Annotated in this window: 20 protein-coding genes; 14 read left to right on the top strand and 6 right to left on the bottom strand. The window is 29.5% G+C overall.

Annotation, left to right across the window (positions count from 1 at the left end; all coding sequences use genetic code 11):
• Nucleotide 1 precedes the first annotated feature (1 nt).
• Both OLM55_RS12125 and OLM55_RS12120 read left to right on the top strand, forming a co-directional pair.
• The gene (locus OLM55_RS12125; RefSeq protein WP_264559164.1) at nt 2-1,276 is read left to right on the top strand and encodes an O-antigen translocase; all 1,275 of its coding nucleotides are present in this window, start codon (nt 2-4) and stop codon (nt 1,274-1,276) included.
• Nucleotides 1,276-2,610, top strand: a complete 1,335-nt coding sequence (locus OLM55_RS12120; protein ID WP_264559163.1) for a hypothetical protein — start codon at nt 1,276-1,278, stop codon at nt 2,608-2,610. The genes OLM55_RS12125 and OLM55_RS12120 overlap by 1 nt, the downstream gene beginning before the upstream one ends.
• On the opposite strand, the gene OLM55_RS12115 is transcribed toward OLM55_RS12120, so the two are convergent.
• The gene (locus tag OLM55_RS12115) at nt 2,573-3,715 is read right to left on the bottom strand and encodes a glycosyltransferase (protein ID WP_264559162.1); all 1,143 of its coding nucleotides are present in this window, start codon (nt 3,713-3,715) and stop codon (nt 2,573-2,575) included. The genes OLM55_RS12120 and OLM55_RS12115 overlap by 38 nt on opposite strands.
• Nucleotides 3,716-3,764: 49 nt before the next feature.
• Between OLM55_RS12115 and OLM55_RS12110 the strand changes: the two genes are divergently transcribed.
• Nucleotides 3,765-4,589, top strand: coding sequence for a glycosyltransferase family 2 protein (locus OLM55_RS12110; RefSeq protein WP_264559161.1), 825 nt, complete (start codon nt 3,765-3,767; stop codon nt 4,587-4,589).
• Nucleotides 4,567-4,971: a sugar 3,4-ketoisomerase gene (locus OLM55_RS12105; protein ID WP_264559160.1), complete on the top strand. Its 405-nt coding sequence runs from the start codon at nt 4,567-4,569 to the stop codon at nt 4,969-4,971. Before OLM55_RS12110 ends, OLM55_RS12105 begins: the two co-directional genes overlap by 23 nt.
• Here the strand turns inward: OLM55_RS12105 and OLM55_RS12100 are convergent.
• The 3 genes from OLM55_RS12100 to OLM55_RS12090 are packed head-to-tail and all read right to left on the bottom strand — an operon-like array spanning nt 4,968 to nt 7,471.
• Nucleotides 4,968-5,903, bottom strand: a complete 936-nt coding sequence (locus tag OLM55_RS12100; protein WP_264559159.1) for a glycosyltransferase family 2 protein — start codon at nt 5,901-5,903, stop codon at nt 4,968-4,970. The genes OLM55_RS12105 and OLM55_RS12100 overlap by 4 nt on opposite strands.
• Entirely contained in the window at nt 5,904-6,788 is an 885-nt protein-coding gene (locus OLM55_RS12095) for a glycosyltransferase (protein WP_264559158.1), read from the bottom strand.
• Nucleotides 6,788-7,471, bottom strand: a complete 684-nt coding sequence (locus tag OLM55_RS12090) for a cell division ATP-binding protein FtsE (RefSeq protein WP_264559157.1) — start codon at nt 7,469-7,471, stop codon at nt 6,788-6,790. Before OLM55_RS12090 ends, OLM55_RS12095 begins: the two co-directional genes overlap by 1 nt.
• Before the next feature lie 187 nt (nt 7,472-7,658).
• Between OLM55_RS12090 and OLM55_RS12085 the strand changes: the two genes are divergently transcribed.
• The 10 genes from OLM55_RS12085 to OLM55_RS12040 all read left to right on the top strand — a co-directional run bounded on the left by OLM55_RS12085 (nt 7,659) and on the right by OLM55_RS12040 (nt 23,287).
• Nucleotides 7,659-10,673, top strand: a complete 3,015-nt coding sequence (locus OLM55_RS12085) for a tetratricopeptide repeat protein (protein WP_264559156.1) — start codon at nt 7,659-7,661, stop codon at nt 10,671-10,673.
• A 58-nt stretch (nt 10,674-10,731) separates the two neighbouring features.
• Entirely contained in the window at nt 10,732-12,486 is a 1,755-nt protein-coding gene (locus OLM55_RS12080) for a TonB-dependent receptor (RefSeq protein ID WP_264559155.1), read from the top strand.
• Nucleotides 12,487-12,572: 86 nt separating this feature from the next.
• Nucleotides 12,573-13,022, top strand: a complete 450-nt coding sequence (locus tag OLM55_RS12075) for a GreA/GreB family elongation factor (protein ID WP_264559154.1) — start codon at nt 12,573-12,575, stop codon at nt 13,020-13,022.
• Nucleotides 13,023-13,249: 227 nt separating this feature from the next.
• The gene (asnB, locus tag OLM55_RS12070; protein ID WP_264559153.1) at nt 13,250-14,914 is read left to right on the top strand and encodes an asparagine synthase B; all 1,665 of its coding nucleotides are present in this window, start codon (nt 13,250-13,252) and stop codon (nt 14,912-14,914) included.
• Nucleotides 14,915-15,185: 271 nt separating this feature from the next.
• Nucleotides 15,186-17,129, top strand: coding sequence for a DNA topoisomerase (ATP-hydrolyzing) subunit B (gene gyrB / locus OLM55_RS12065; RefSeq protein ID WP_264559152.1), 1,944 nt, complete (start codon nt 15,186-15,188; stop codon nt 17,127-17,129).
• Entirely contained in the window at nt 17,065-18,129 is a 1,065-nt protein-coding gene (locus tag OLM55_RS12060) for a DUF6588 family protein (protein ID WP_264559151.1), read from the top strand. Before gyrB ends, OLM55_RS12060 begins: the two co-directional genes overlap by 65 nt.
• 25 nt (nt 18,130-18,154) lie before the next feature.
• Nucleotides 18,155-19,087, top strand: coding sequence for a malate dehydrogenase (gene mdh / locus OLM55_RS12055; RefSeq protein ID WP_264559150.1), 933 nt, complete (start codon nt 18,155-18,157; stop codon nt 19,085-19,087).
• A 188-nt stretch (nt 19,088-19,275) separates the two neighbouring features.
• Entirely contained in the window at nt 19,276-22,206 is a 2,931-nt protein-coding gene (gene secDF, locus OLM55_RS12050; RefSeq protein WP_264559149.1) for a protein translocase subunit SecDF, read from the top strand.
• A gap of 117 nt (nt 22,207-22,323) precedes the next feature.
• On the top strand, nt 22,324-22,815 hold the full coding sequence (locus OLM55_RS12045; RefSeq protein WP_264559148.1) for a hypothetical protein: 492 nt from the start codon (nt 22,324-22,326) through the stop codon (nt 22,813-22,815).
• 13 nt (nt 22,816-22,828) lie between these two features.
• Nucleotides 22,829-23,287, top strand: coding sequence for a gliding motility lipoprotein GldH (locus OLM55_RS12040; RefSeq protein ID WP_264559147.1), 459 nt, complete (start codon nt 22,829-22,831; stop codon nt 23,285-23,287).
• A 50-nt stretch (nt 23,288-23,337) separates the two neighbouring features.
• Here OLM55_RS12040 and lgt read toward each other — a convergent pair whose 3' ends face one another.
• Together lgt and yidD are read right to left on the bottom strand one after the other, a co-directional pair.
• Nucleotides 23,338-24,291, bottom strand: coding sequence for a prolipoprotein diacylglyceryl transferase (gene lgt, locus OLM55_RS12035; RefSeq protein WP_264559146.1), 954 nt, complete (start codon nt 24,289-24,291; stop codon nt 23,338-23,340).
• 72 nt (nt 24,292-24,363) lie between these two features.
• Nucleotides 24,364-24,597 carry a membrane protein insertion efficiency factor YidD gene (yidD, locus tag OLM55_RS12030; RefSeq protein WP_264559145.1) on the bottom strand — a complete coding sequence of 78 codons (234 nt, stop codon included), beginning with the start codon at nt 24,595-24,597 and terminating at the stop codon, nt 24,364-24,366.
• Nucleotides 24,598-24,601 lie beyond the last annotated feature (4 nt).

Below are 24,601 nucleotides of genomic sequence, written 5' to 3'. Positions count from 1 at the left end.
TTTGAATTGGATAAAAAATATAGCAAAATCACCTTTATTTAAAATTGCGAGTTTTAATAGCGCAAGTCTATTGGTGCGAATTTTTACGGGGTTACTTTCTTCAAAAGCAATTGCTTATTTTATTGGTCCATCTGGAATGGCTTTAATGGGAAATTTCAGAAATTTTAGTTCCACTCTAGAAGCTGTTGGAATTCTAGGTTTTCAAAATGGAATTGTTAAAACGGTTGCAGAAAATCAAGAAGATAAAAACAAAGTATATTCTTTATTGACGACTGTTTTTTACACTTTATTAATTACTTCTTTATTGGTTAGTTTTACTGTCTTAATAGGTTCAAGTTATTTTTTAACTTCTATTTTAAATGGAAATGAAACGTATTTATTAGCGTTACAAATCTTGGCTTTTTCAATTCCATTCTCAATATTGCATTTGTTTTTTGTTTCTGTAATTAACGGACTTAGTTTATATAAAAATGTAATTACGACAACTATTTTTAGTTATATAGCCGGACTCTTAATTTCGGTTTTCCTAATGTGGAAGTTTACCGTTTTGGGAGCAATGATTTCGGTGTCGATTGTTTCGTTTTTATTATTCTGTTTTTCAGGTTTTTATTTCTTAAAGCAATTTTCATTGCAAGAAGTTTTAAATATTCAACATTTTGATTTTAATCAAATTAAAAAAGTATTTGTTTTTGCTTCAATGACTTTGTTTTCTTCTATTTTAACACCAGTTGTATACATTTATATTCGAAAATTAATCATTTCAGCACAATCAATTGAAGCAGCCGGATATTATGAAGCGATGAGTAGAATTTCGAGCTTTTACATGATGTTTATTACTACTTTAGTCAGTTTGTATTATTTACCAGAGCTCTCTAAAACAGCATCTTTGCAAGAAAATAGGCCGTTAGTTCAGCAGTTTTACAAAACTATTTTACCATTATTTAGTGTTGGTTTAATTCTTATGTATTTTTTAAAAGATATTGTAATTTTAGTTTTATTTACCAAAGATTTCTCAGCAGTTTCAAATTTGTTTTTTTGGCAATTATTAGGTGATTTTTTTAGAGCAGCAGCGTTAATTTTAGCCATACAGTTTTTTGCTAAAAAGTTGGTTAAACCTTATTTTATTACCGAAATAATTTCGTTTACCATTTTAATTTTTTCGAGTTATTTTGGAATTCAAATTTTTGGTGTAGAAGGTGCTGTTATGGCTTACGCTGTTACTTATTTTTTATACTTTATTGTTGTTAGTATTTATTTTAGAAAAATGATGATTTAATGAAACATTTAAATAAAATAATTCAGTTTTTAAATCAAAAAGAAGTTAAGTTGTTACTTCTTATTGGATTTTTGTTTCGTACTTTATTGTTTTTAATGTACTTAAAAATCACTAAAGTTCCTGACAGTTGGAGTTATATGGAATTATCTGAATATATTCTAAAATTAGATTTCTCAGGATATATTGGTTGGAGAAGTCCAGGTTATCCAATTTTAATTGCTTTGGCTTTTGGAACTATGAAAATTACAATGTTGTACCAGTTTTTAATAGGACTTTTTACATTGTGTTTTTGGTATGCAACCTTAGAAGAATTACAATTTTCAAAAAAACAAAGTTTTTGGATTGTTTTACTTATAAACAGTTTACTATGTTATTTCTTTTTTGAAACTGCTATTTTAGTTGAAGCTTTTGTAGTGTTTGTTTTCAGTATAATCTTTTGGATGCTTTCAAAAAAGTATTTAGAAGAGCCTACATTAATACAATTAGTCTTAATCAGTTTATTGTTAGGTTTTCTTGTATTAATAAAACCATTTTATGCTTATGTATCTTTTTTATTTTATGGTTTATATGCTTTAAAATCATTTAGTTTTAAGAAAATTATTAATAGACGCATTATAATCTTGATTTTTCCGTTAATTGCTTATTTTGGATGGTCTTATGTAAATAAATTGAACACAGGCTATTTTGTTTCAACTACTTATTTTGGTTTAAATATTTCTCAAAATTGTGTATATTTTGTAGAGAAAGCTCCCGAAAAATATAAATGGATTAAAGATCCTTATATTAAATATAGAGATGAAGCAATAAAAGAAAATAAAGATGTTGCCATGTCTATTTGGTATGCTTATAATGATAGCGTTTTTAATAAATATTATAATAATTTCCCCGATTTATCTAATGAGTTAGGTAAGTTTGGAAAAGAAACAATTGAAAATAATCAAGCTGATTTTTTTGAACAAGTTATTTCAAAATCTTTTTTAGATTTTTGGAAAGTATTTGATATGAAACCTTTTGTGAAATTTAATAATTCAAGTGTCGATTCTATAATTGGTTTTATATGGAAAATTCAAAGTTTCATTATTCAAATTTTTAAGATTGTTTTTATTGGATTGATGTTTTTCTATTTTTATTTATTTCTTAAAAACCGAAGAATCACATTTGAATTGATAATTATTGCACTTGTTTTTTCGAGTTCTGTTTTACAAGCATTGGTAACCTTTGGAAATAATAGCAGATTTAGTTTTCCTTTTGAATTTGCAATGATTGTGGTTGTTTTACTGTTTGTAAAGAATCATATTAAAAGCCCCAAGTTTTTAAATAAGTATTTGCAATAGTTTTGTAATGATGTTTTTGTTCTATAAAAGTTTTTGCGTTTTTTGAAATTTCTAAAATTAAATCTGGGCTTTCAATTATCAAACTCAGGTTTTCAACAATGTCATTCACATCAGGAAGAGCATTTATGCAAACCTCATTTTCGTTTAAATCATAGTGTTGTAAAAATTCACTTTCTGCACCTGTGAAAACCACTTTTCCTTTTGTCATCGCTTCTAAAGCATTATAACCTTGATCGTAAGCATATACTTGATCCAGTAAAATATGTGCTTTATTGTAAATAGAAATGTATTCGTTATATGGAATGTTTTCCGTAATAATGATTTCGACTTTTTCTGGATATTTTCTTTGAATAATTTCTAATGCTTTTTCAAAAAACGGAATCCCTTTTTTAAGATAACTCAATCTATTTATGCCTAAGAAAATAATGATTTTGTTTTCTATTTTTAAAGGCGAATATTTAATCTTATCTGTATTTATTGGATTAGGAATAAGCGTAGTTTGAAACCCCATTTGTTGCATTGGAATTTCATAATCTAAATCAGATGTAATTAGATTTTGACAATTTTCTTTTAACCAGTTAAACGTTTTTCGATATTCTGAAGTAATGTATTTCAAAGGAAAATTGAATTGTTTTTTAAGTGATTTATTTTCAAAATAAGGAGTCAAAATAGAATATTTCATTTCTTTTTTTAACAAATATTCTATAACCGGAGCTTCATCTCCACATACTAATAAACTTCTCGATTTTATTTTGGTAAATAATTTTTTATACAAAAAACGCGACAGAAAAGGGTAAGTTTCTAAAGCATCTGAATTAATCAATTGTACATGGTCAAAATCATTTAGTTTTGGAAGTAAAAAATAAAATCGAATTGCTTTTTCAATCTTTTCAAAATTAACGGAAGTTACTTTACGAATACTTTTAAAAAGGAAATTGGCAATTTTGTTGTCGTTGCAAATTTTTGCATTAATAAAATAATCTACAGGAAATTGTTTAAACTTATCGCCACAACCTACAATAATTACTTCATTACCCAATGAAACCAATCCTTCTTTTAAAGAATTATGCAGTCTGCTGTATTCACCAAGTAATAAAATTTTCATTGATTTTTTCTATTTCTAATTTGTCTATCTTTGTGTAAAGATAACACAATTGATAAAAACCTATAATACATCAGATATTGAAATTTTAATTGCTACGATGAATCGAACAAATTTCGATTTTTTGCAGTCTATGTTTGTGTTTTCAGGTTTCTACAATTTTAATATTTTAATTGTCAATCAAACTACTAGCGATGCAATCTTAAAATCTGATTATGAATCAGTAAAAGTTATCAATGTGTTTGAAAAAGGCTTGTCTAAAAGTAGAAATATTGCTCTTCAAAATTCAAGTAAAGACATTTTAGTTTTTACAGATGACGACGTTGTTTTTGATTTAAAATTCTCTGAAAAAATAATAAAAACATTTAATAAACGTAAAGATTTTGATGGCTTTCGTTTTCGTTTTAAAATAGAATCTGGTGGTTTTTCAAAAAAATATCCCGATAAATTTCAACCAAAGTTAAACTGGTTTGAAGTTTTAAATGCATCATCAATTGAGCTGATTTTTAAAAGAGAAAGTATTTATAATATTGTTTCTTTTGATGAAAATTTCGGATTAGGAAGTCTTATATCACTTGGTGAAGAAGCTGTTTTTTTGGCAGACGCAAAGAAGAAAAAAATAAAAATAGGATTTGTTCCTAAAACATTAACGATTCATAATAATAAAACGACTTCTCAAGTTATTTCTAATGAATTAAAATATTTTAATCAAGGAGCAATTTTTTATCGTATTTTTAATAAAAAGTATTTATTTTGGGTGTTTTTAAAGTTGTTTTTTGATGTAAAACAAGGTAATATTGCTTTTTCAAATATTGGAAAATTATTAAATAAAGCTATAAAAGGGAAAAATAAATATGCGAAATATATCAGACTGTAAATTACTTAAAATACCTAAAATTGAAGATCCAAGAGGTAATCTTTCGGTTATAGAAAATGATGTAATTCCTTATCCAATAAAACGTGTTTATTATCTATATGATGTTCCTAGTGCTGCTGAACGTGGCGGCCATTCGCACATAGAGCAACAAGAGTTTTTAATTGCACTTTCTGGAAGTTTTGATGTTATTCTTAACGATGGAAATGATCAAAAAAAAATTACTTTAAATAAGCCTTTTGAAGGGTTACTAATAAGCAATGGAATTTGGCGTGAATTAAAAAACTTTTCTTCGGGATCGGTTTGTTTAGTTATTGCTTCCGATGTTTTTAAAGAAGAAGATTATATTAGAGATTTTGAAATTTTCTTAAAAAAGGAGTCTTAATTATAAACCGTAAAATCAATTCCTTTTTTTCTTAACCAATGTTTAAAAGCTAATAATTTCTTTAATATTTTTGAAGGAATGTTGAATAATATTTTTGTTATAAGTGAAATGTTCGTTTTTTTAACTTCGGTTAAATATTTTTTTGAATTTTCATAATCACCAGCAATTTTATACTGTAAAGCATATTCAATTCGGTATTTGTCTAAAAAGTCTTTTAAATCTTCGTTTTGTTTTTCATTTTCTAAAAACTGACTAAAATCCATCAGTTTCATTGATTTAATGCTCTTTTTTGATAGAGAATTAGGTAAATAATAATTATATGTTGTCGTAGTTTTATTGTGTAATGCAACAGGATATTTTATAGCTATTTTTGTCCATAATTCTAGATCCTGACCATTTGTAATTGATTCTGTAAAACAACCTAATTCCATTAAAATATTTCTAGGAATCATTTGATTTAAAGTAATGTTTATTTTATAGGGATGATTTGATGCAAAATAATTCTCAACAATTCCATAAAAATCATTTGTGATATTCTTAAAATATGGTTGATGTATTGAATTTATTGAGTTTTTTATTTGATATCTCGAACAATATGCACCACAATTTGGATATTTATCAGCTAGTTTTACTAATTCTTCTAAATGATTAGTTTCCCAATGATCATCTGCATCTAAAAAAGCAATGTAAATTCCTGCACTTTTTTCAATTCCTAGATTCCTTGCCGATGCTGCTCCTTTGTTCTCTTGTTGAAATAAGTGAATTCTATTATCGGAAAATTCTTTTACAACTTCATAACCATTGTCTGTTGAACCATCGTCTACAATTATAATTTCATAATCGGTAAACGTTTGTTCCAATACAGATTCTAAAGTTTCTTTTATAATGAAACCTTTATTGTACAACGGAATTACAACAGAAATTAATGGCATTTATTTAGAAATATTACAATAGTATAAAATTTTGTAAAGGTCAAATATAACTAAATTTGGATTTTTAGAACAAAGGTTTTGTTTTAATATCGAACTTGTAAGGTCAAATAGTTTCCCAAATAATTTGTTAAGATGAAGTTGTTTAACTTTGTTATGTAATTTTGTAACTTTAGTTGATTGTAATGGAAGTATTCCAGTTGTTTCCAGGAAAAATAAGTTGTTTAAAGCGCGTTCCGTTTTTTGAAGAAATTCAACCGATGTTTCTAAATTTAAATGAAATACTTCATTTTCTATATTTTTTATTGGAATTTTTTCATGTTCTAATTTTTTTGCAAAGACCAAATCTTCATAACCGTATTCAATAATTTCAGTATGAAATAAATGAGTTTTAAATATTTTTTTTGAAATTAAAATATTTGAAGTCAATAGATTATTGTATGGATTTTTTTTTCTTTTTTCTACAGAAACAGCTTCTCTATTTATACCGTATTTCCAGCGCAACATTTCATTTGGACTTGGAGTTTTCGGTTGATAATCAATTCCTCCAAAAACGATACTTTTCTCAGAATTAATTTCGGTTAAATAATTAGAAATAAAGCTATCGTTTTTAGGAAAAACATCACAATCTAAAATCAAACAATAATTAAAATTTGAAAGATTTATAAGCTTGTTAATATTGTTAGCTCTGCCTAAATTTGACGAATTACTTTGATAGGAACAATTTTCTAAAGTATTTATAGCAAGATTTTCTTGTATTTGAAGAGCACTAGCATCGTCTAAAACAATAATTTCATATTCTATAGGAACTAAATCGCATTGTTTTTTTAATTCTACAACAAGGTCATAACATTTGTAGTTATAAGTTGGAATTAAAATAGAAAGCATTACACCGTTCTTTGAACTACTTCAAACACTTTTCCTTCATCAAATTTTAATGTTTTTGAAGGATATTTAAGCAATAAAGCATAATCATGAGTTGCCATAATTATCGTTTTACCTGTAGCGTTAATGTTTTTTAAAACTTGCATTACTTCAGAACTGGTTTGCGGATCAAGGTTTCCTGTTGGTTCATCGGCTAAAATTAATTCAGGATCGTTTAACAAAGCTCTAGCAATGGCAATACGTTGTTGTTCTCCACCAGATAATTGATGTGGCATTTTAGATTGGTAGTTTTTCATCCCAACTTTGTCTAAAACTTCATCAATTTTCACATTCATTTCCTCTTTTTCAATCCAACCTGTTGCTTTTAAAACAAAAAGTAGATTTTCTTTTACATTTCTATCGGGTAAAAGTTTAAAATCCTGAAATACAACACCTAATTTTCTTCTCAGGTAAGGAATGTCATTTTCTTTTAAGGTTTTTAAATCATAGTCAACTATATTTCCTTCACCTTCAGTCAAAGTTAAATCGGCATAAAGTGTTTTTAAAAAACTACTTTTTCCAGCTCCAGTTTTTCCAATCAAATAGATGAATTCTCCTTTATTAACTTCTAAATTAATATTGGTTAAAACTGGATTTTTCTCTTGAAAAATAGAAACGTTTTTTAATGAAAGAATGGTTTGTGACATAATGTAACTCTAATTTAATGTGTAAATGTAATAACTATATTTTCGCTTTCAAAATATAAAACTTAAATATGATGCAAATTATTGTTATCGTTGATAAAAATGTTAATAATCTTTTACAATAAAACGTTAATCTCTTTCGTTAATAAGTATATAAAATCTATATTTGAAAGCAATAAAATAAGGCCAAATGATTCCAATAATTAAACTAAGATTTCTGTTTTTATTTTTAATTTCATTTTCAGTATTTGGACAACAATCGTCTGTTTATACGCATGAATTAAAAGAATTTGATAACGCACTTGCTTTGTATAAAGATATGCAATATCAATCAGCTCAAATTTTATTTGACAAAGTAAAAAACCAGGTTGATAATAAAGAAGTTCAGGCTGACTGTGCTTATTACATTGCAAATTGTGCTATTCGTTTAAATCAAATGGGTGCAGATGCTTTAATTGAAAGTTTTGTAGAAGATTATCCTACAAGTACAAAGCAAAATCAGGCATATATAGAAGTGGCTCATTATTATTTTGATCAAGGAAATTATGCACAATCGTTGGCTTGGTTTGATAAAGCGAATACAGAATCGATGTCGTATTCTGATTTGGAAAAATATAATTTCCAAAAAGGATACGCTTATTTTACAGCCAAAAATAATAAAGAAGCTACCAAATACTTTAATAAGGTTATTAATTCGAAGACTTTTGGTAGTCAGGCCAAATATTATTTGGGTTACCTTTCTTATGAATCTGATGACTATACAAGTGCTAATCAGTATTTTGACCAAGTTCAGGATAAAGACAAGTACAAAGAAAAAATGGGCTATTTTCAAGCAGATATGAATTTCAAACTTGGAAATTTCCAAAAAGCTATTGATTTAGGATTGAAGCAAATGCCAAAATCAAATGCTGTTGAAAAAAGTGAATTATCTAAGATTATTGGTGAAAGTTATTTCAACTTAAAACAATACGATAAAGCGCTTCCGTATTTAGTAGATTACAGAGGAAAAAAAGGAAAATGGAATAATACCGATTATTACCAATTGGGTTATGTGTATTACAAACAAAATGATTTTGAAAATGCAATAGCGCAATTCAATAAAATCATCAACGGAAATGACTTCGTTGCTCAGAATGCCTATTATCATTTAGGTGAAAGTTATTTAAAGACCGAAAAAAAACAACAAGCTTTAAATGCTTTTAAAACGGCTTCAGAAATGGAATTTGAAAAGAAAATCCAAGAAGATGCCTTTTTAAACTATGCTAAATTGAGTTACGAAATTGGTAACCCATACCAATCAGTTCCTCAAGTTTTAAATAGTTATTTGGCTAAATATCCAAACACATCTTATAAACAAGAAATCAATACTTTATTGATTAGTTCATACATCACTTCTAAAAATTATAAAGAAGCTTTAGTTTTATTAGAAAAAAATAGAGGACCAGAAAATAAATTAGCGTACCAAAAAGTTGCTTTCTACAGAGGTTTAGAACTATATACTGATGGGGATTATAAAGGTGCTTACGATTTATTTAAAAAATCTATTGCAGAAAGACAAGATGCTAAGTTTTCTGCAAGAGCAACATTTTGGAAAGCAGAAACAGAATACAGTTTAGATAATTTCAACGAAGCTAAATTAAGTTTCTTGCAATTTGTAAATGATGCAAATGCTAAAACTACTCCTGAATTTAAAAATGCAAACTATAACTTAGCGTATGCTTATTTCAAATTAAAAGAATACGACAATGCTATAAAATATTTTGGAGATTATATTGCTGTTGTAAAAGACGATAAAGTACGACAAACAGATGCTTATTTGCGTTTGGGTGATTGTAATTTTATTTCTACCAAATATTGGCCAGCAATGGATGCTTATAATAAAGCAATCGATTTAAAAAGTGTTGATGCAGATTATGCTGCTTTCCAAAAAGGAATCAGTTACGGTTTTGTTGGTAAAAATGATAGGAAAATTGAAGATTTAGAAAAATTCGTTAAAACATATCCGAGTTCTCAATATGCAGATGATGCGTATTATGAATTAGGAAATACCTATGTAAACGAAAACCAAACCGATAAAGCTATTGCAACGTATGATAAGTTAATTCAAACGAATAAAACAAGTTCTTACGTAGCAAAATCTATTTTAAAACAAGGATTAATATATTATAACGGAAATAAAAGCGAACAAGCTTTAACTAAATTCAAAAAGGTGGTTGCTGAATTTCCAAATTCTCCTGAATCTTTGGAAGCGGTTGCAACAGCTCGTTTAATTTATGTAGATAACGGTAGAGTAGATGAATATGCAGATTGGGTTAAAACTCTAAGTTTCGTTGAAGTCTCAAATGCCGATTTAGATAATACAACTTATGAATCTGCTGAAAAGCAATATTTAATGAATAATTCAAAACAAGCCATTGCAGGTTTTTCAAATTATGTTTCAAAATTCCCTCAAGGTTTACATGCATTAAATGCAAACTTCTATTTAGCACAATTGTATTTTGCTGATGGTCTAGAAAGCAATTCAGTAAAGCATTACGAATTTGTAGTTGATAAACCAAGAAGTGAATTTACCGAACAAGCATTGGCTCGTTTAAGTCAAGTTCATTTAAAAGCTAAGGACTATACAAAAGCTATTCCGGTTTTAAAACGATTAGAAACAGAAGCTGATTTTCCTCAAAACGTAACTTTTGCTCAATCTAATTTAATGAAAGCATATTACGACAAAGAAGATTATGCAAATGCAGTTGTTTATGCAGATAAAGTATTAGCAAACGACAAAACCGAAGACAGAGTTAAAAGTGATGCTCAAATTATCGTAGCTCGTGCAGCAATGAAAACAAATAACGAGGCTAAAGCGAAAGAAGCTTATGCGAAATTATTAAAAATTGCGAAAGGTGAATTAGCTGCCGAAGCATTATTTTACGACGCTTATTTTAAAAATAAAGAAGGTCAGTTTGAAACTTCAAATGTTGTAGTTCAAAAAATTGCCAAAGATTATTCTGGTTATAAATATTATGGAGCAAAAGGCTTAGTAGTTATGGCTAAAAACTTCTACGGATTAAAAGACAGTTTTCAAGCCACTTACATTTTAGAAAGTGTAATTAAAAACTTTACCGATTTTCCAGATGTTGTTGAAGAAGCAAAAGCTGAATTAGAGAAAATCAAAACAGAAGAAGCTAAAACCAATTCATCTATCACAAAATAAATTATTTATTAAGTTGTCATTCTGAGCTTGTCGAAGAATCTCACCAATAAAATTAAATATGAAGAATACAAAATATATAATCATAGGAGTTTTTGCATTTGCAACACAGTTTACTTTTGGACAAGTAAAAGATGAAAATATTGGTTCAGAAGTGGTAAACATTGTAAAACCATACACGCCAACAATTTCAGATGCTTTTAAGGTAAAAGAAACACCTGTTATTGAAGATGAAGACAATACACAAAAAGAAGTAATTGAATATAATATTTTCTCATTTCCAGTGGCATCTACGTTTACGCCTGCAAAAGGAAAAGCAGCTGATGTTGATAAAGCTGAAAAAGTAAAACTATACAATAATTACGCAACTTTAGGTTTTGGAAATTATCCAACCATAAATGCAGAATTATTCATTACCGAAAATTTGAGCAGAACTAGCTATATTGGCGGAATGCTTCGTCACTTATCTTCTCAAGGCGGAATTAAAGATGTTGTTTTAGACGATAAATATTATAACACTAGTTTAGATGTTACTTATGGTGTTAGAGAAAGAGATATGAATTGGAACATCGATTTAGGTGTTAAAAATCAAATCTATAATTGGTACGGTTTGCCTATCGAAAATATATTTTATGATCAAGCTACAATTGACGGAATTGACTCTTCTCAATCGTATAACACAATTGTTCTTGGCGGAAAAGTGGAATTTAAGAAAAGTTTTTTCAAAGATGCTTCAATGCAATTTAAGCGTTTCTCTGACGGACAAGGTTCTGGTGAAAACCGCTTTTTTGTAAAACCTTCTTTCGATGTGGAGGCATTCGACCAAAAAATCAAAGCTGATGTTATTGTAGATTACGTTGGTGGAAATTTTAAAAAAAATTATTTAAATACAAGTACAATCGATTATAGCAACGTTCTTTTCGGAATTAAACCAAGTATTTTATATCAAAAAGATGATTTGTCAGTGCAAATTGGCGCTGGAGTTTTCTATACAACTGCAAAAAATGACGGTGCAAGTGATAGTAAGTTGTTTGTATATCCAAACGTAAAAGCATCGTATCGAATTGTTGGCGATATTTTAGTTGGTTATGCGGGTGCAGAAGGTGGATTGACTCAAAATTCGTATGCTGATTTTGTAGATCAAAATGCATTTGTTTCTCCAACTTTATTCATTGCTCCAACAGATAATAAATATGATATTTATGTAGGTATGAAAGGAAAGTTGGCTAGTTCTGTTGCTTTTAATATTAGAGGAAGTCTTAAAAACGAAGATAACAAAGCATTATTTGTAAGTAATGAATACGTTTTAGGAAATACAAATACCGAAGGTTATGCATACGGAAACTCATTTAATGTTGTGTATGATAATGTAAAAACAATCAGTTTCTTTGGAGAATTGAAAGCCGATTTTTCTAAAAATGTTACTTTCGGAATTAACGGAACGTATAATAATTTCACTTCTGATGTTCAAGCAGAAGCGTGGAATTTACCGCAATTAAAAGTTGGAACAACTTTAGATTTCAACCTGACAGAAAAATGGTATGCAGGTACAAATGTGTTCTTCGTTGGAGAAAGAAAAGATGTGGTTACAGTTCAAGACGATTTGTTAATTAATCCAGGAACATATACACAGCAAGAAGTTACATTGGACAGTTATTTCGATTTAAATGCACATATAGGTTATAAATACAATGCGCGTTTAACGGCTTTCTTAAGAGGAAACAATTTGGCAAACCAACAATACAACCGTTGGGCAAATTTCCCAGTTCAAGGAATACAAATTATGTTAGGCGCTAATTATAAGTTTGATTTTTAAATACTAACCACAGGGTTATGAAGAAGGCATAAAGTTCACTAAAAAATTGTGCGCTTTGTGCTCTTCGTGGTTCAAAAAAAAACCAAATGACAATCAAACAACAAATCTACAATCATTACCTAGAACATATAAACGATAGAATTCAAAATTATCGTGAAATGATTTCAGACTTAGCTGAAGATGCTCAAAACGATGCAAAAGGTTCTGCTGGCGATAAGCACGAAACCGCTTTGTCAATGATGCATATTGAGCAAGAAAAACTCAATTATAAGTTAAAAGAAGTTTTAGAACAAAAACAAGTTTTAGAAAGTATTGACATTGTTAAAATCAATAAAAAAGTAGGAATTGGAAGTTTAATTCAAACCAACATTTTTCTTTTTTTTATGAGTACAGCATTGCCAAAAATCACAATTGATAATAAAGATGTTGTAGCTCTGTCACCAAATTCTCCTTTAGGTAAAATAATGCTTGGAAAAGAAGTAAACGATAAATTTGAATTTAACGGAATGAAATATAAAATCTTATCAATTGAATAATCATAAAAAAACCACTCCATTGAGTGGTTTTTTTATGATTTGTAATTAAATGTGTTTGAAAAGCATTTACTTGGTTTTAAATTTATTTAAATAATCGAATTAAAGTTTTAAATTATAATCAAAAACGTATATTTAGTTTAATTTAAATTAATTTAAGTGCAATTTTGTTCCATATTTAAATAGTTTCCATTTAAACTTTTAAGGAATAACCCTTTAAACTAAAAAATATGTGCGGAATAGTATGTGCCTTCGATCTAAAACAAGCAGCTGAAACGTTAAGACCAAAAGTTTTGGAGATGTCTAAAAAAATTCGTCATCGCGGACCAGATTGGAGTGGAATTTATAGTGATGAAAAAGCAATCATGTCTCATGAGCGTTTAGCAATTGTTGACCCAGCTTCAGGTAAACAACCATTATTTTCAAAAGATAAAAGTCTGGTTTTAGCAGCTAATGGAGAAATATACAATCACAGAGAATTAAGAAAGCAATTTGAAGGAAAATACGAATTTCAAACAGAAAGTGATTGCGAAGTCATTTTAGCTTTGTACCAAGAAAAAGGACCTCATTTTGTTGATGAAATGAACGGAATTTTTGGATTTGCTATTTATGATGTTGCAAAAAATGAATATTTCATTGCACGTGATCACATGGGAATTATACCTTTATATATTGGTTGGGACGAACACGGAACATTTTATGTTGCTTCCGAATTAAAAGCTTTAGAAGGAGTTTGTACAAAAATTGAATTATTTCCACCAGGACATTATATGTCGAGTAAAGATGGAAAATTTGTGCAATGGTATAAAAGAGAATGGATAGAATTCGACGCTGTAAAAGAAAACAAAACAAGTATTGAAGAAATTAAAGTCGCATTAGAAGCTGCTTTAAAAAGACAATTAATGAGCGATGTTCCTTATGGAGTTTTACTTTCAGGAGGATTAGATTCCTCAATCACTTCGGCAATAGCTAAAAAATATGCACAAAAACGAATTGAATCGAATGATGCTTCAGAAGCTTGGTATCCACAATTGCATTCTTTTGCGGTTGGTTTAGAAGGTTCACCTGATTTGGCTGCAGCCCAAAAAGTAGCAGATCATTTAAAAACAATTCATCACGAAATAAAATTCACTATCCAAGAAGGTTTAGATGCAATTAGAGATGTAATTTACAATATTGAAACCTATGACGTTACAACAATAAGAGCTTCAACTCCTATGTATTTAATGGCAAGAGTAATCAAGTCAATGGGAATTAAAATGGTTCTTTCTGGAGAAGGTTCAGATGAGTTGTTTGGAGGTTATTTATATTTTCATAAAGCACCTAACGCACAAGAATTTCACGAAGAAACCGTTCGTAAATTAAGTAAATTACACATGTATGATTGTCTTCGTGCTAATAAGAGTTTAGCAGCCTGGGGAATTGAAGGTCGTGTTCCTTTTTTGGATAAAGAATTTATGGATGTAGCTATGCGAATCAATCCACAAGATAAAATGATTAACGGAGAACGCATGGAAAAATGGGTTTTACGAAAAGCTTTCGAAGACATGTTGCCAGAAAGTGTAGCTTGGAGACAAAAAGAACAATTTAGTGATGGAGTAGGTTATAGTTGGATTGATACTTTAAAAGAAGTGGTAGCCAAAGAAGTTTCAGACGAACAATTAGCCAATGCGAAATACAAGTTTCCAATTCAAACACCAACATCAAAAGAAGAATATTATTACCGTTCAATATTTACAGAACACTTTCCAAGTGATGCAGCGGCATTAAGTGTTCCGCAAGAAGCAAGTGTAGCTTGTAGTACAAAAATCGCATTAGAATGGGATGAAGCTTTCAAAAATATGAATGATCCATCAGGAAGAGCAGTAGCAAATGTGCATACGGAAGCTTATTAGAAATGATTTCTGGTTAGATTCTTCGAAATATCTAAAAATCGAACTGTCAAATAATCGCTTTTAAGACACTTTTTATAAATTTCAATTTTAATAAAAGACTAATTTGCTCAAATATCTAATTTTAGCCTTTTTTTATTTGATTTAAGCGACTTTTTAGAAATTAACAAATGTTAATAACTTACAGTCATTTTAAGGTGCTTTTTAGCTATTTTCTTTATTAAAACCTTATATTTGTGTGTTTAACAAAAAAAATCGTTTAAGATTTAACAATATGAGTGAAGAAATAAAGAAAAGCAATTATTCAGCAGATAGTATTCAGGCGCTAGAAGGAATGGAGCATGTTAGAATGCGTCCTTCGATGTATATTGGAGATGTAGGGGTTAGAGGACTTCATCATTTAGTGTATGAGGTAGTTGATAACTCAATTGATGAAGCAATGGGAGGCCATTGTGATGCTATTCGAGTAGATATTAATGAAGATGGTTCTGTTTCTGTAGAAGATAATGGACGTGGTATTCCTGTAGATATTCATAAAAAAGAGGGGGTTTCTGCACTTGAAGTTGTAATGACTAAAATTGGTGCCGGAGGTAAATTTGATAAAGATTCTTATAAAGTTTCTGGAGGATTACATGGAGTTGGTGTTTCTGTAGTAAATGCATTGTCTAATAAATTACGCGCTACCGTTCACAGTGCTAACGGAAATATTTACGAACAAGAATATGAAAGAGGAAAAGCACTTTATCCTGTAAAGCAAATTGGTAAAACAGATAAACGAGGAACAATTGTAACTTTCTATCCTGATGATACAATTTTTACTCAAACTACAGAGTTCTCTTACGATACTTTATCGGCACGTATGCGCGAATTGTCTTTCTTAAATAAAGGAATTACAATTACTTTTACAGATAAAAGAGAAAAAGATAAAGATGGAAATTTCTTATCAGAAGTTTTTCATTCTACAGAAGGTCTTAAAGAATATATTCGTTATTTAGATGGAAATCGTGAACCAATTATTGGTCATGTAATTTCAATGGATTCAGATAAAGGTGAAATCCCGGTTGAGGTCGCTTTAATTTATAACACATCATATTCTGAAAATATTTTTTCTTATGTAAATAACATTAATACACATGAAGGAGGAACGCATTTACAGGGTTTTAGAACAGGTTTAACACGTTCTTTAAAAAAGTATGCAGATGCTTCTGGAATGTTAGATAAATTAAAATTCGAAATTGCTGGAGATGACTTCCGTGAAGGATTAACAGCTATTATTTCAGTTAAAGTTTCAGAACCTCAGTTTGAAGGACAAACCAAAACAAAACTTGGAAATAGAGAAGTAGTTTCGCCAGTTTCTCAAGCAGTTGGAGATATGATTGAAGCTTATTTGGAAGAAAATCCTAATGATGCAAAAATCATTGTTCAAAAAGTAATCTTGGCCGCACAAGCTCGTCACGCAGCTAAAAAAGCTCGTGAGATGGTTCAAAGAAAAACCGTTATGGGTGGTGGTGGATTGCCTGGAAAATTATCTGACTGTTCAGAACAAGATCCGGCAAAATGTGAAGTATTCCTTGTAGAGGGAGATTCGGCAGGTGGTACTGCAAAACAAGGTCGTGATAGAATGTTTCAGGCCATTTTACCTTTAAGAGGTAAGATTTTGAATGTTGAAAAAGCGATGCAACATAAGGTTTTTGAAAACGAAGAAATTCGAAATATTTTTACTGCTCTTGGTGTAACTATTGGTACAGAAGAAGATAGTAAAGCTTTAAACCTTTCAAAATTACGTTATCATAAAGTAGTTATTATGTGTGATGCCGATGTCGATGGTTCACATATCTCAACTCTTATCCTAACTTTTTTCTTTAGATTTATGAAAGAGTTAATTGAAAACGGGCATATTTATATTGCAGCTCCACCTTTATATTTGGTTAAAAAAGGAAACAAAAAGGAGTATGCTTGGAGTGATAATCAACGTGATATTATTGCTAGAAATATGGGAGGATCAGCAAGTATTCAGCGTTATAAAGGTCTTGGAGAGATGAATGCAGAACAACTTTGGGATACTACGATGAATCCAGAGTTTAGAACGTTACGTCAAGTGAATATTGATAGTTTAGTAGAGGCAGATAGAATATTCTCAATGCTAATGGGAGATGAAGTTCCACCAAGAAGAGAGTTTATTGAGAAGAATGCTGCATACGCAAATATTGATGCGTAAATACCAAATTCAAATAATATTCATTTGCTCATTATTTTTTAGTTTAAAAAGTAATGCTCAATCACAATCTGAATTAGAACAGATAGGGTATCTTTTAAATGATGCCCTTTTCTATTCAGAACAATATATTATACCTGCTACTGATGCAGCAGTTTATCTTTCTTCTTCTAGTTGGGTAAGTTCACCAAAGAAAAAGAAACTTTGGGATCTAAATATGAGTTTGCACGGGAATATGTTTTTTGTTCCAAACAATGATAGGAGTTTCAGGGTTCAGAATTCTGATTTTCAGTTTTTCGAACTAGAAAATGCTTCTTCTGCAACCGTTCCAACAGCATTAGGGAATGATAATCAAATGTATTTAATTGGAGATTTAGGAGGTGAGCAAGTTCGTTTAAAAACTCCAGAAGGAATCAATCAAGAAATAGTTTTTTATCCCTATTTACAGGTTAATGTAGGGTTGCTATATGGTACAGAGTTAATAGCTCGTTATTCTACAAAAACAAAACTTAAAAAAGGTGATTATCAAGTCTATGGTTTCGGTTTAAATCATAATATAAGTCAGTATTTTAAAAGTTTAGAGGAGAAAAAAATTAATATTTCAACAGCCTTGATATACTCTAAAGAAGAAATTACATTTGATTTTTTAGATATTGATACTGCTTATGGTAATTTAGGAATCAATAAATTGTCAGGATTGGTTGATACATTTCATTTTCAATTAAGTGCATCAAAAGAGTTTGAAAGGTTAGAAGTAATCACTTCTCTTATTGCTAATATAAGTAGTTTTGAATATGTAGTAGGAGGTAAAAAAGGAGAAATAGAAGAGGCTTTTCCTTTACAACAAACTGTTAATACATTATTACAGAGAATTGCAAAAGATAATGTCAATTTTTTAGGAGAAATTTCGGCTAGGTATCAAATTGAAAAAATATTTTTACAAAGTTCATTTGCTTTTGGTAAATTTGCAAATCTAAATATAGGAGTTCAATATCAATTTTAATTTATAATTTTTTAAACACAACAAAATGAAAGTAACAATAGTAGGTGCGGGAAATGTAGGTGCAACATGTGCAGACGTTATTTCGTACAGAGGAATTGCAAGTGAAGTAGTATTATTAGATATCAAAGAAGGTTTTGCTGAAGGTAAGGCTATGGATATTATGCAATGTGCTACAACAACAGGGTTTAATACAAAAGTGGTTGGTACTACTGGAGATTACTCTAAAACAGCTAATTCAAATGTAGTTGTAATTACATCTGGAATTCCTAGAAAACCTGGTATGACTCGTGAGGAATTAATTGGTATTAATGCAGGAATTGTAAAATCTGTTGCAGAAAATATTTTAAAACATTCTCCAAATGCTATTATTGTAGTAGTGTCTAATCCTATGGATACAATGACATACTTAACATTAAAAGCAACAGGATTACCAAAAAATAGAGTAATAGGAATGGGTGGAGCTTTAGATAGTTCTCGTTTTAAATATTTCTTGTCTCAAGCATTACAAAAACCAGGAAATGATGTTCAAGGAATGGTTATAGGTGGTCACGGTGATACAACTATGATTCCATTAACTCGTTTAGCTTCTTATAATGGTTCACCAGTTTCTAATTTCATGTCTCAAGAAGAAATGGATAAAGTAGCGGCTTCAACTATGGTTGGTGGTGCAACTTTAACAGGTCTTTTAGGAACTTCAGCTTGGTATGCACCAGGAGCTTCGGTAGCATTTTTAGTAGACAGTATCTTAAATGATCAAAAACGTATGATTCCATGTTCAGTTATGTTAGATGGAGAATATGGTCAAAGCGATATTTGTATTGGTGTTCCATGTATCATTGGTAAAGATGGTGTTGAACAAATTGTAGATGTAAAATTAAATGATGCTGAAAAAGCATTATTTGCTAAGTCTGCTGAAGCTGTTAGAAATATGAATGCAGATTTAAAAGCTGTTTTGTAATTCTCACAAAATAGGATTAAAAAACTGTCAAACTTTATTGACAGTTTTTTTATTTTAATAAAGTATCAGGAAAGTGTATAATTAATTGATAAAAACCGATTTTATTGCCAAATAAAATTGGTTAATCCTATTGTAATATATATATTTGTCCGTTTTTATACAAAAAGATTAATTAATTTATAGTAATAATGCAGAATAAAGGACTGATTAAATTTTTCGCAATTATTTTCGCGTTGGTATGTATTTACCAACTTTCATTCACTTTTGTAGCTAATAGCATAAGTAGTGATGCCAAAACATTTGCAAAAGGAGATTTTTCTAAAGAATTAAGATATTTAGATTCTATTGGAAAAGAAAATGTTTTCTTAGGTAAAACATACAATGAAGTTAGAGATAATCAATTACAAAAAGGTCTTGACTTAGAAGGTGGTATTAACGTAATACTACAAATCTCGGTTAAAGATGTTTTAAACGGATTAGCAAATGATTCTAAAAATCCTGGGTTTAAAAAAGCGTTAGCAGATGCTAAAACAAACCAATCAGGAAATCAAGATTATATTGACGCATTTTTTGTTGAAGCAAATAATGCTAATTTAAAATTAGCTAGCGCAGATATTTTTGGAAATAGAAATTTAGATGAGGTAATTAAATTTGACATGACAAATGCTCAAGTTGAACCAATCATCAAACAAAAAGTTATCGAATCAGTTGAAAGTGCTTTTAAAGTATTAAGAGAACGTATCGATAAATTTGGTGTTACTCAACCTAATATTCAAATGTTAGGAAACTCTGGAAGAATCTTAGTTGAATTGCCTGGAGCTAAAGATGTAGATCGTATTAAAAAATTATTACAAAGTACTGCTCAATTAGAATTTTGGGAAACTTTTAAAGTAGAAGAGATTAGCGGTTTCATAGTCGCTGCTAATGAAGCTTTAAAGAAAACAGAAGTTGAAGTTAAGTCTGAAGTAGTTGAAAATGCTGCAACAGGAATTGATTCTTTATTAACAGATAAATCTGCCGATACGATTAATAAATCTAACGGACCTTTATTTGATAAAATGTTAATGGGTGGTCAACAAGGTTCTCCTTATGTTGGTATCTTTTTAACAAAAGACACTGCACAAGTTAGAGCATATTTAACAAGAAGTGATATTAAATCTTTATTACCTGCTGAATTAGCAAATGTTAAATTTGTATGGGGTAAAATCGATGAAAAAAAACCAGAAGGTGTTGAGTTATATGCCTTAAAAGGAAGTAGAGATGGTAAAGCTCCTATTAGCGGTGGTGTTATTGTAGATGCTACTGATACTTTTGATCAAATGGGTAAACCAGCCGTTTCTATGCAGATGGATGGAACTGGAGCTAGATTATGGGAAAAATTAACAGGATCAGTTTCACAGCAAGGTAATGCAATTGCAATTGTATTAGATAATACGGTTTATTCAGCACCTGGTGTAAGTAGAGGTGCTATTTCTGGAGGTCGTTCTGAGATTTCTGGTGATTTTTCAATTAATGAAACTAAAGATTTAGCAAATATTTTAAAAGCCGGTAAATTACCTGCTGCTGCTGAAATTGTTCAATCAGATGTTGTTGGTCCATCATTAGGTAAAGAAGCAATCGATAGCGGATTAATGTCTTTTATCATTGGTTTCTCATTAGTGTTAATTTGGATGGTAATTTATTATGGTAAAACTGGTTTCTACGCAAACTTAGCTTTATTGGTAAATATTTTATTCATTTTTGGAGCTTTAGCAAGTTTTGGAGCTGTATTAACATTGCCTGGTATTGCTGGTATCGTATTAACAATTGGTATGGCGGTTGATGCTAATGTAATTATATATGAAAGAGCAAAAGAAGAATTAGACGAAGGTAAATCAGTTGAAGAAGCAGTAAATTACGCATATACTTGGAAAGGTGCAATGTCATCTATTTTTGACGCAAATATTACTACTGCAATTACTGCAATTATATTATTAGTATTTGGTACAGGACCAATAAAAGGTTTTGCTACTACATTATTAATTGGTATTATAACTTCACTTTTTACCGCTGTTTTTGTTACTAGAATGTTCTTAGATTGGAGTTTGTCTAGAAAAGAAAATATTACGTTCTCAACATCAATTACTAAAAATTGGTTTAAAAACTTAAACTTTGATTTCTTGTCAAAAAGAAAAATTACTTACGCTATTTCAGCTGTAATGATTATTTTAAGTTTAGTTTCTTTATTTACTAAAGGATTAAATCAAGGTGTTGATTTTGTTGGAGGTAGAACATATCAAGTTCGTTTTGAAAAACCTGTATCTGCACCAGAAGTTGCTGCAGATTTAACAGCTGTTTTTGGAAGTGCTGAAGCTAAAGTGTATGGAAACGAAAGTCAGTTAAAAATTACTACAAAATATAAAGTTGACGAAGAAGGTGAAGGAATAGATAAAGAAGTAAATCAAATGTTATTTGAAGCTCTAAAAAAACACTTACCAGCTGATTTAACTTATGACCAATTTGTAAAATCTTATGACGGTAAACAATATGGTGTAATGCAAGCTTCTAAGGTTTCTGGAACTATTTCTAAAGATATTAAAACAAACTCTATTTGGGCTGTATTAGGTTCTTTATTAGTTGTTTTTGCATATTTGATGATTTCATTTAGAAAATGGCAATTTGGATTTGGAGCAGTTGCAGCAGTTGCTCATGATGTTATTATTGTATTAGGTATTTTCTCTTTTGGTTATACATTTTTACCATTTAATATGGAGTTAGACCAAGCATTTATTGCGGCTATATTAACGGTTATTGGTTATTCTTTAAATGATACTGTAATTGTGTTTGATAGAGTTCGTGAATATCTAGATTATAACTCTTCTTCAGATTTCAATGGATTAGTAAATAAAGCATTAAATTCTACTTTAAGTAGAACAATCAATACTTCTGCAACAACTTTAGTTGTATTAGTTGCAATCTTCATTTTTGGAGGTGAAACTATTAGAGGATTTGTATTTGCTATTTTAGTGGGTATCTTAGTTGGTACTTATTCATCTATTTTCGTTGCAACACCGTTAATGAAAGATGTAATGAGTGATAAAGAAGCTAAGAGAATGGCTGAATTTAAGAAAGAAGATTAATTTCTTTTCAATATATAAAAAAAGTCCTGATGAATGTCAGGACTTTTTTTGTATATTTATTTGAAAATAAGCATGTTATGTGCTTTTAAAATCTATTTCTAATTAAATTCTATTACTATGAAAAAATTAAGTACCTTATTTGGAGTTATGATTATTACAGTAATTCTTGTTTCATCTTGTAAGAAAGGTAATGAACCAATGAATGAAGAAGTTGTTTTAGAAGACACTTTAGAGGTTTCTAAAGAGATTGTTTTTGAGCCAGTCATAGATTCGTCATCGAAAGCGAATAGTCTCTTAAAATTTAAGATTATGCCCATTGAAAGTGACGCCAATGGAGATCCAGCTTCTAAAATTTATGTTTCTACCGATTTAGCTCTTGATTTTGTTGCATCTATCACAGGGAAAGCAATAATTATAAAAAATGATGAGTTTAGTAAATTTAATATTCCAGCAGAAGCTGTATCGGCTTGTGGATCTATGTTTAAAGGTGTTGGAACATATTTTTATATTATTGATGCTAAATCAGGCTATAAAATTTTTAAAGGAACTCAAGACAATTCTAGTCCAGATAAGGTTTTTAAATGGGAAGAATTTAAACAAATTAATTAATTATGTACTTCTTATGATTAAGTTAAACTTTTTACTTCTGTTAGTTGCCGTTCTTTTTATGTCATGTAATCCAAATTATGTTTTTAATGATTTTAATTCCAATTTTGAATCAAATAGGTGGAATTCTAATGAAGAAGTAGTTTTTGAGTTTGATAATGAAAACGACATAAAAGTTAGTTCAATTAACCTGCACATTAGACATATTTATGATTTTCAATTTGCGAATGTTCCAACTGAAGTAATTATTATTTTTCCTAATGGTTCCAATGAAAAATTTCATTTAGACGTTAAGTATAAGGATGAAACAGGAAAAGAATTAGGTCAATGCTCAGGAGATATTTGTGATTTATATACACCAATTACAAGTAACATAAATTTAAGAAAAGGTAAATATAAGTTTATAGTTAAAAATAAATTTCCAAGTCCGTTTTTACCTAATATATTAGGAGTAGGCATTTTAATTGAAAAGTAATTAAATAAAAAAGGCTCTGAATTTCAGAGCCTTTTTTATTGTATAATGCTTTATGCTGTTTTTTTACTCCTAAATATAAAATAAAAACCAGCTATAATGAAGGGAATACTTAACCATTGACCTGTTGAAAGAGCTGAAAATATTGGGTTTTCCTCAAAACCTCCTTGACTACCTTTTACATATTCCACAAAAAAACGTACAGTCCAAAGTAATACTAAAAATAAACCAAATAATAGCCCTTGTTTGTTTCTAGCTTCTGTTTTCCAATACATATAGTAAAGAATAGCGAAAACAAATACATATCCAAATGCTTCATATAGTTGCGCTGGGTGTTTAGGTACTACAGCAGCTAAAATTTCAGAATATTCTGAGTTGTTTTCAATTGCTTTATATGCTTCGTTAGTATTTCCGATTTTTGTAATTTCAAAAGCTTGTCTTGGTGAATACCAATCTCTTATAAATTTAATTCCAAAAGAAGAAGTTGTTTCGGTTCCTACAATTTCCGAATTCATAAAGTTACCTAAACGAACAAAAATAGCTCCACTTGCAACTGGAATTACAATTCGGTCTAATATCCATAAAATAGGCTTGTGAATAACTTTTTTACTATAATATAGCATTACAATGATAATAGCAATTGCAGCTCCGTGACTAGCTAACCCAGCAAAACCTGTAAATTCCCAGCCTTGGATAATTCCAAGTATCGATTCGTTGGCATTTTCTCTTATAGGTAATAAAATTTCTAATTTATGATCTTTAAAATAATCCCAATCATAAAAAAATACATGGCCTAAACGTGCTCCAACTAAAGTTGCTAAAACGGTTGAAACAAATAAGTTGTCTAATTTTTCTAATGTTTCACCTTCTCTTTCGTAAATAGCTTTCATTAGATACCAACCTAATCCAAAAGCAATTACAAACATTAAACTGTAAAAACGAATGTTTAAAAAGCCTAGGTCAATTCCTCCAGAAGGATTCCAAATCATATTTAAAGCATAAAGCATATTGATGTATTTTTTATTTGAGGTTAAAAATAAATATTATAATTGGTAAAGTTGTTAAAAAATAGTCAAAACTCAAGGCACAGGATCATAGCCGCTTTTTCCCCATGGATGACAACTTAAAATTCTTTTTACAGCTAAAAATCCGCCTTTAAATAATCCGTATTTTTTTAAAGCTTCAATAGAATAGTGCGAGCATGTTGGTTCAAACCTACAAGCAGCAGGAGTGTACGGAGAAATAGCAACTTGATAAAATCGAAACAAAAATATAAATGGATAAGTTAATATTTTTACAATTTTTTTAATCATTTGT

Source organism: Flavobacterium sp. N2270, assembly GCF_025947225.1.
Lineage (GTDB): Bacteria > Bacteroidota > Bacteroidia > Flavobacteriales > Flavobacteriaceae > Flavobacterium.
The sequence above is the reverse complement of the archived record's forward strand: the minus strand, read 5'-3'. Positions and strand labels throughout refer to the sequence as shown.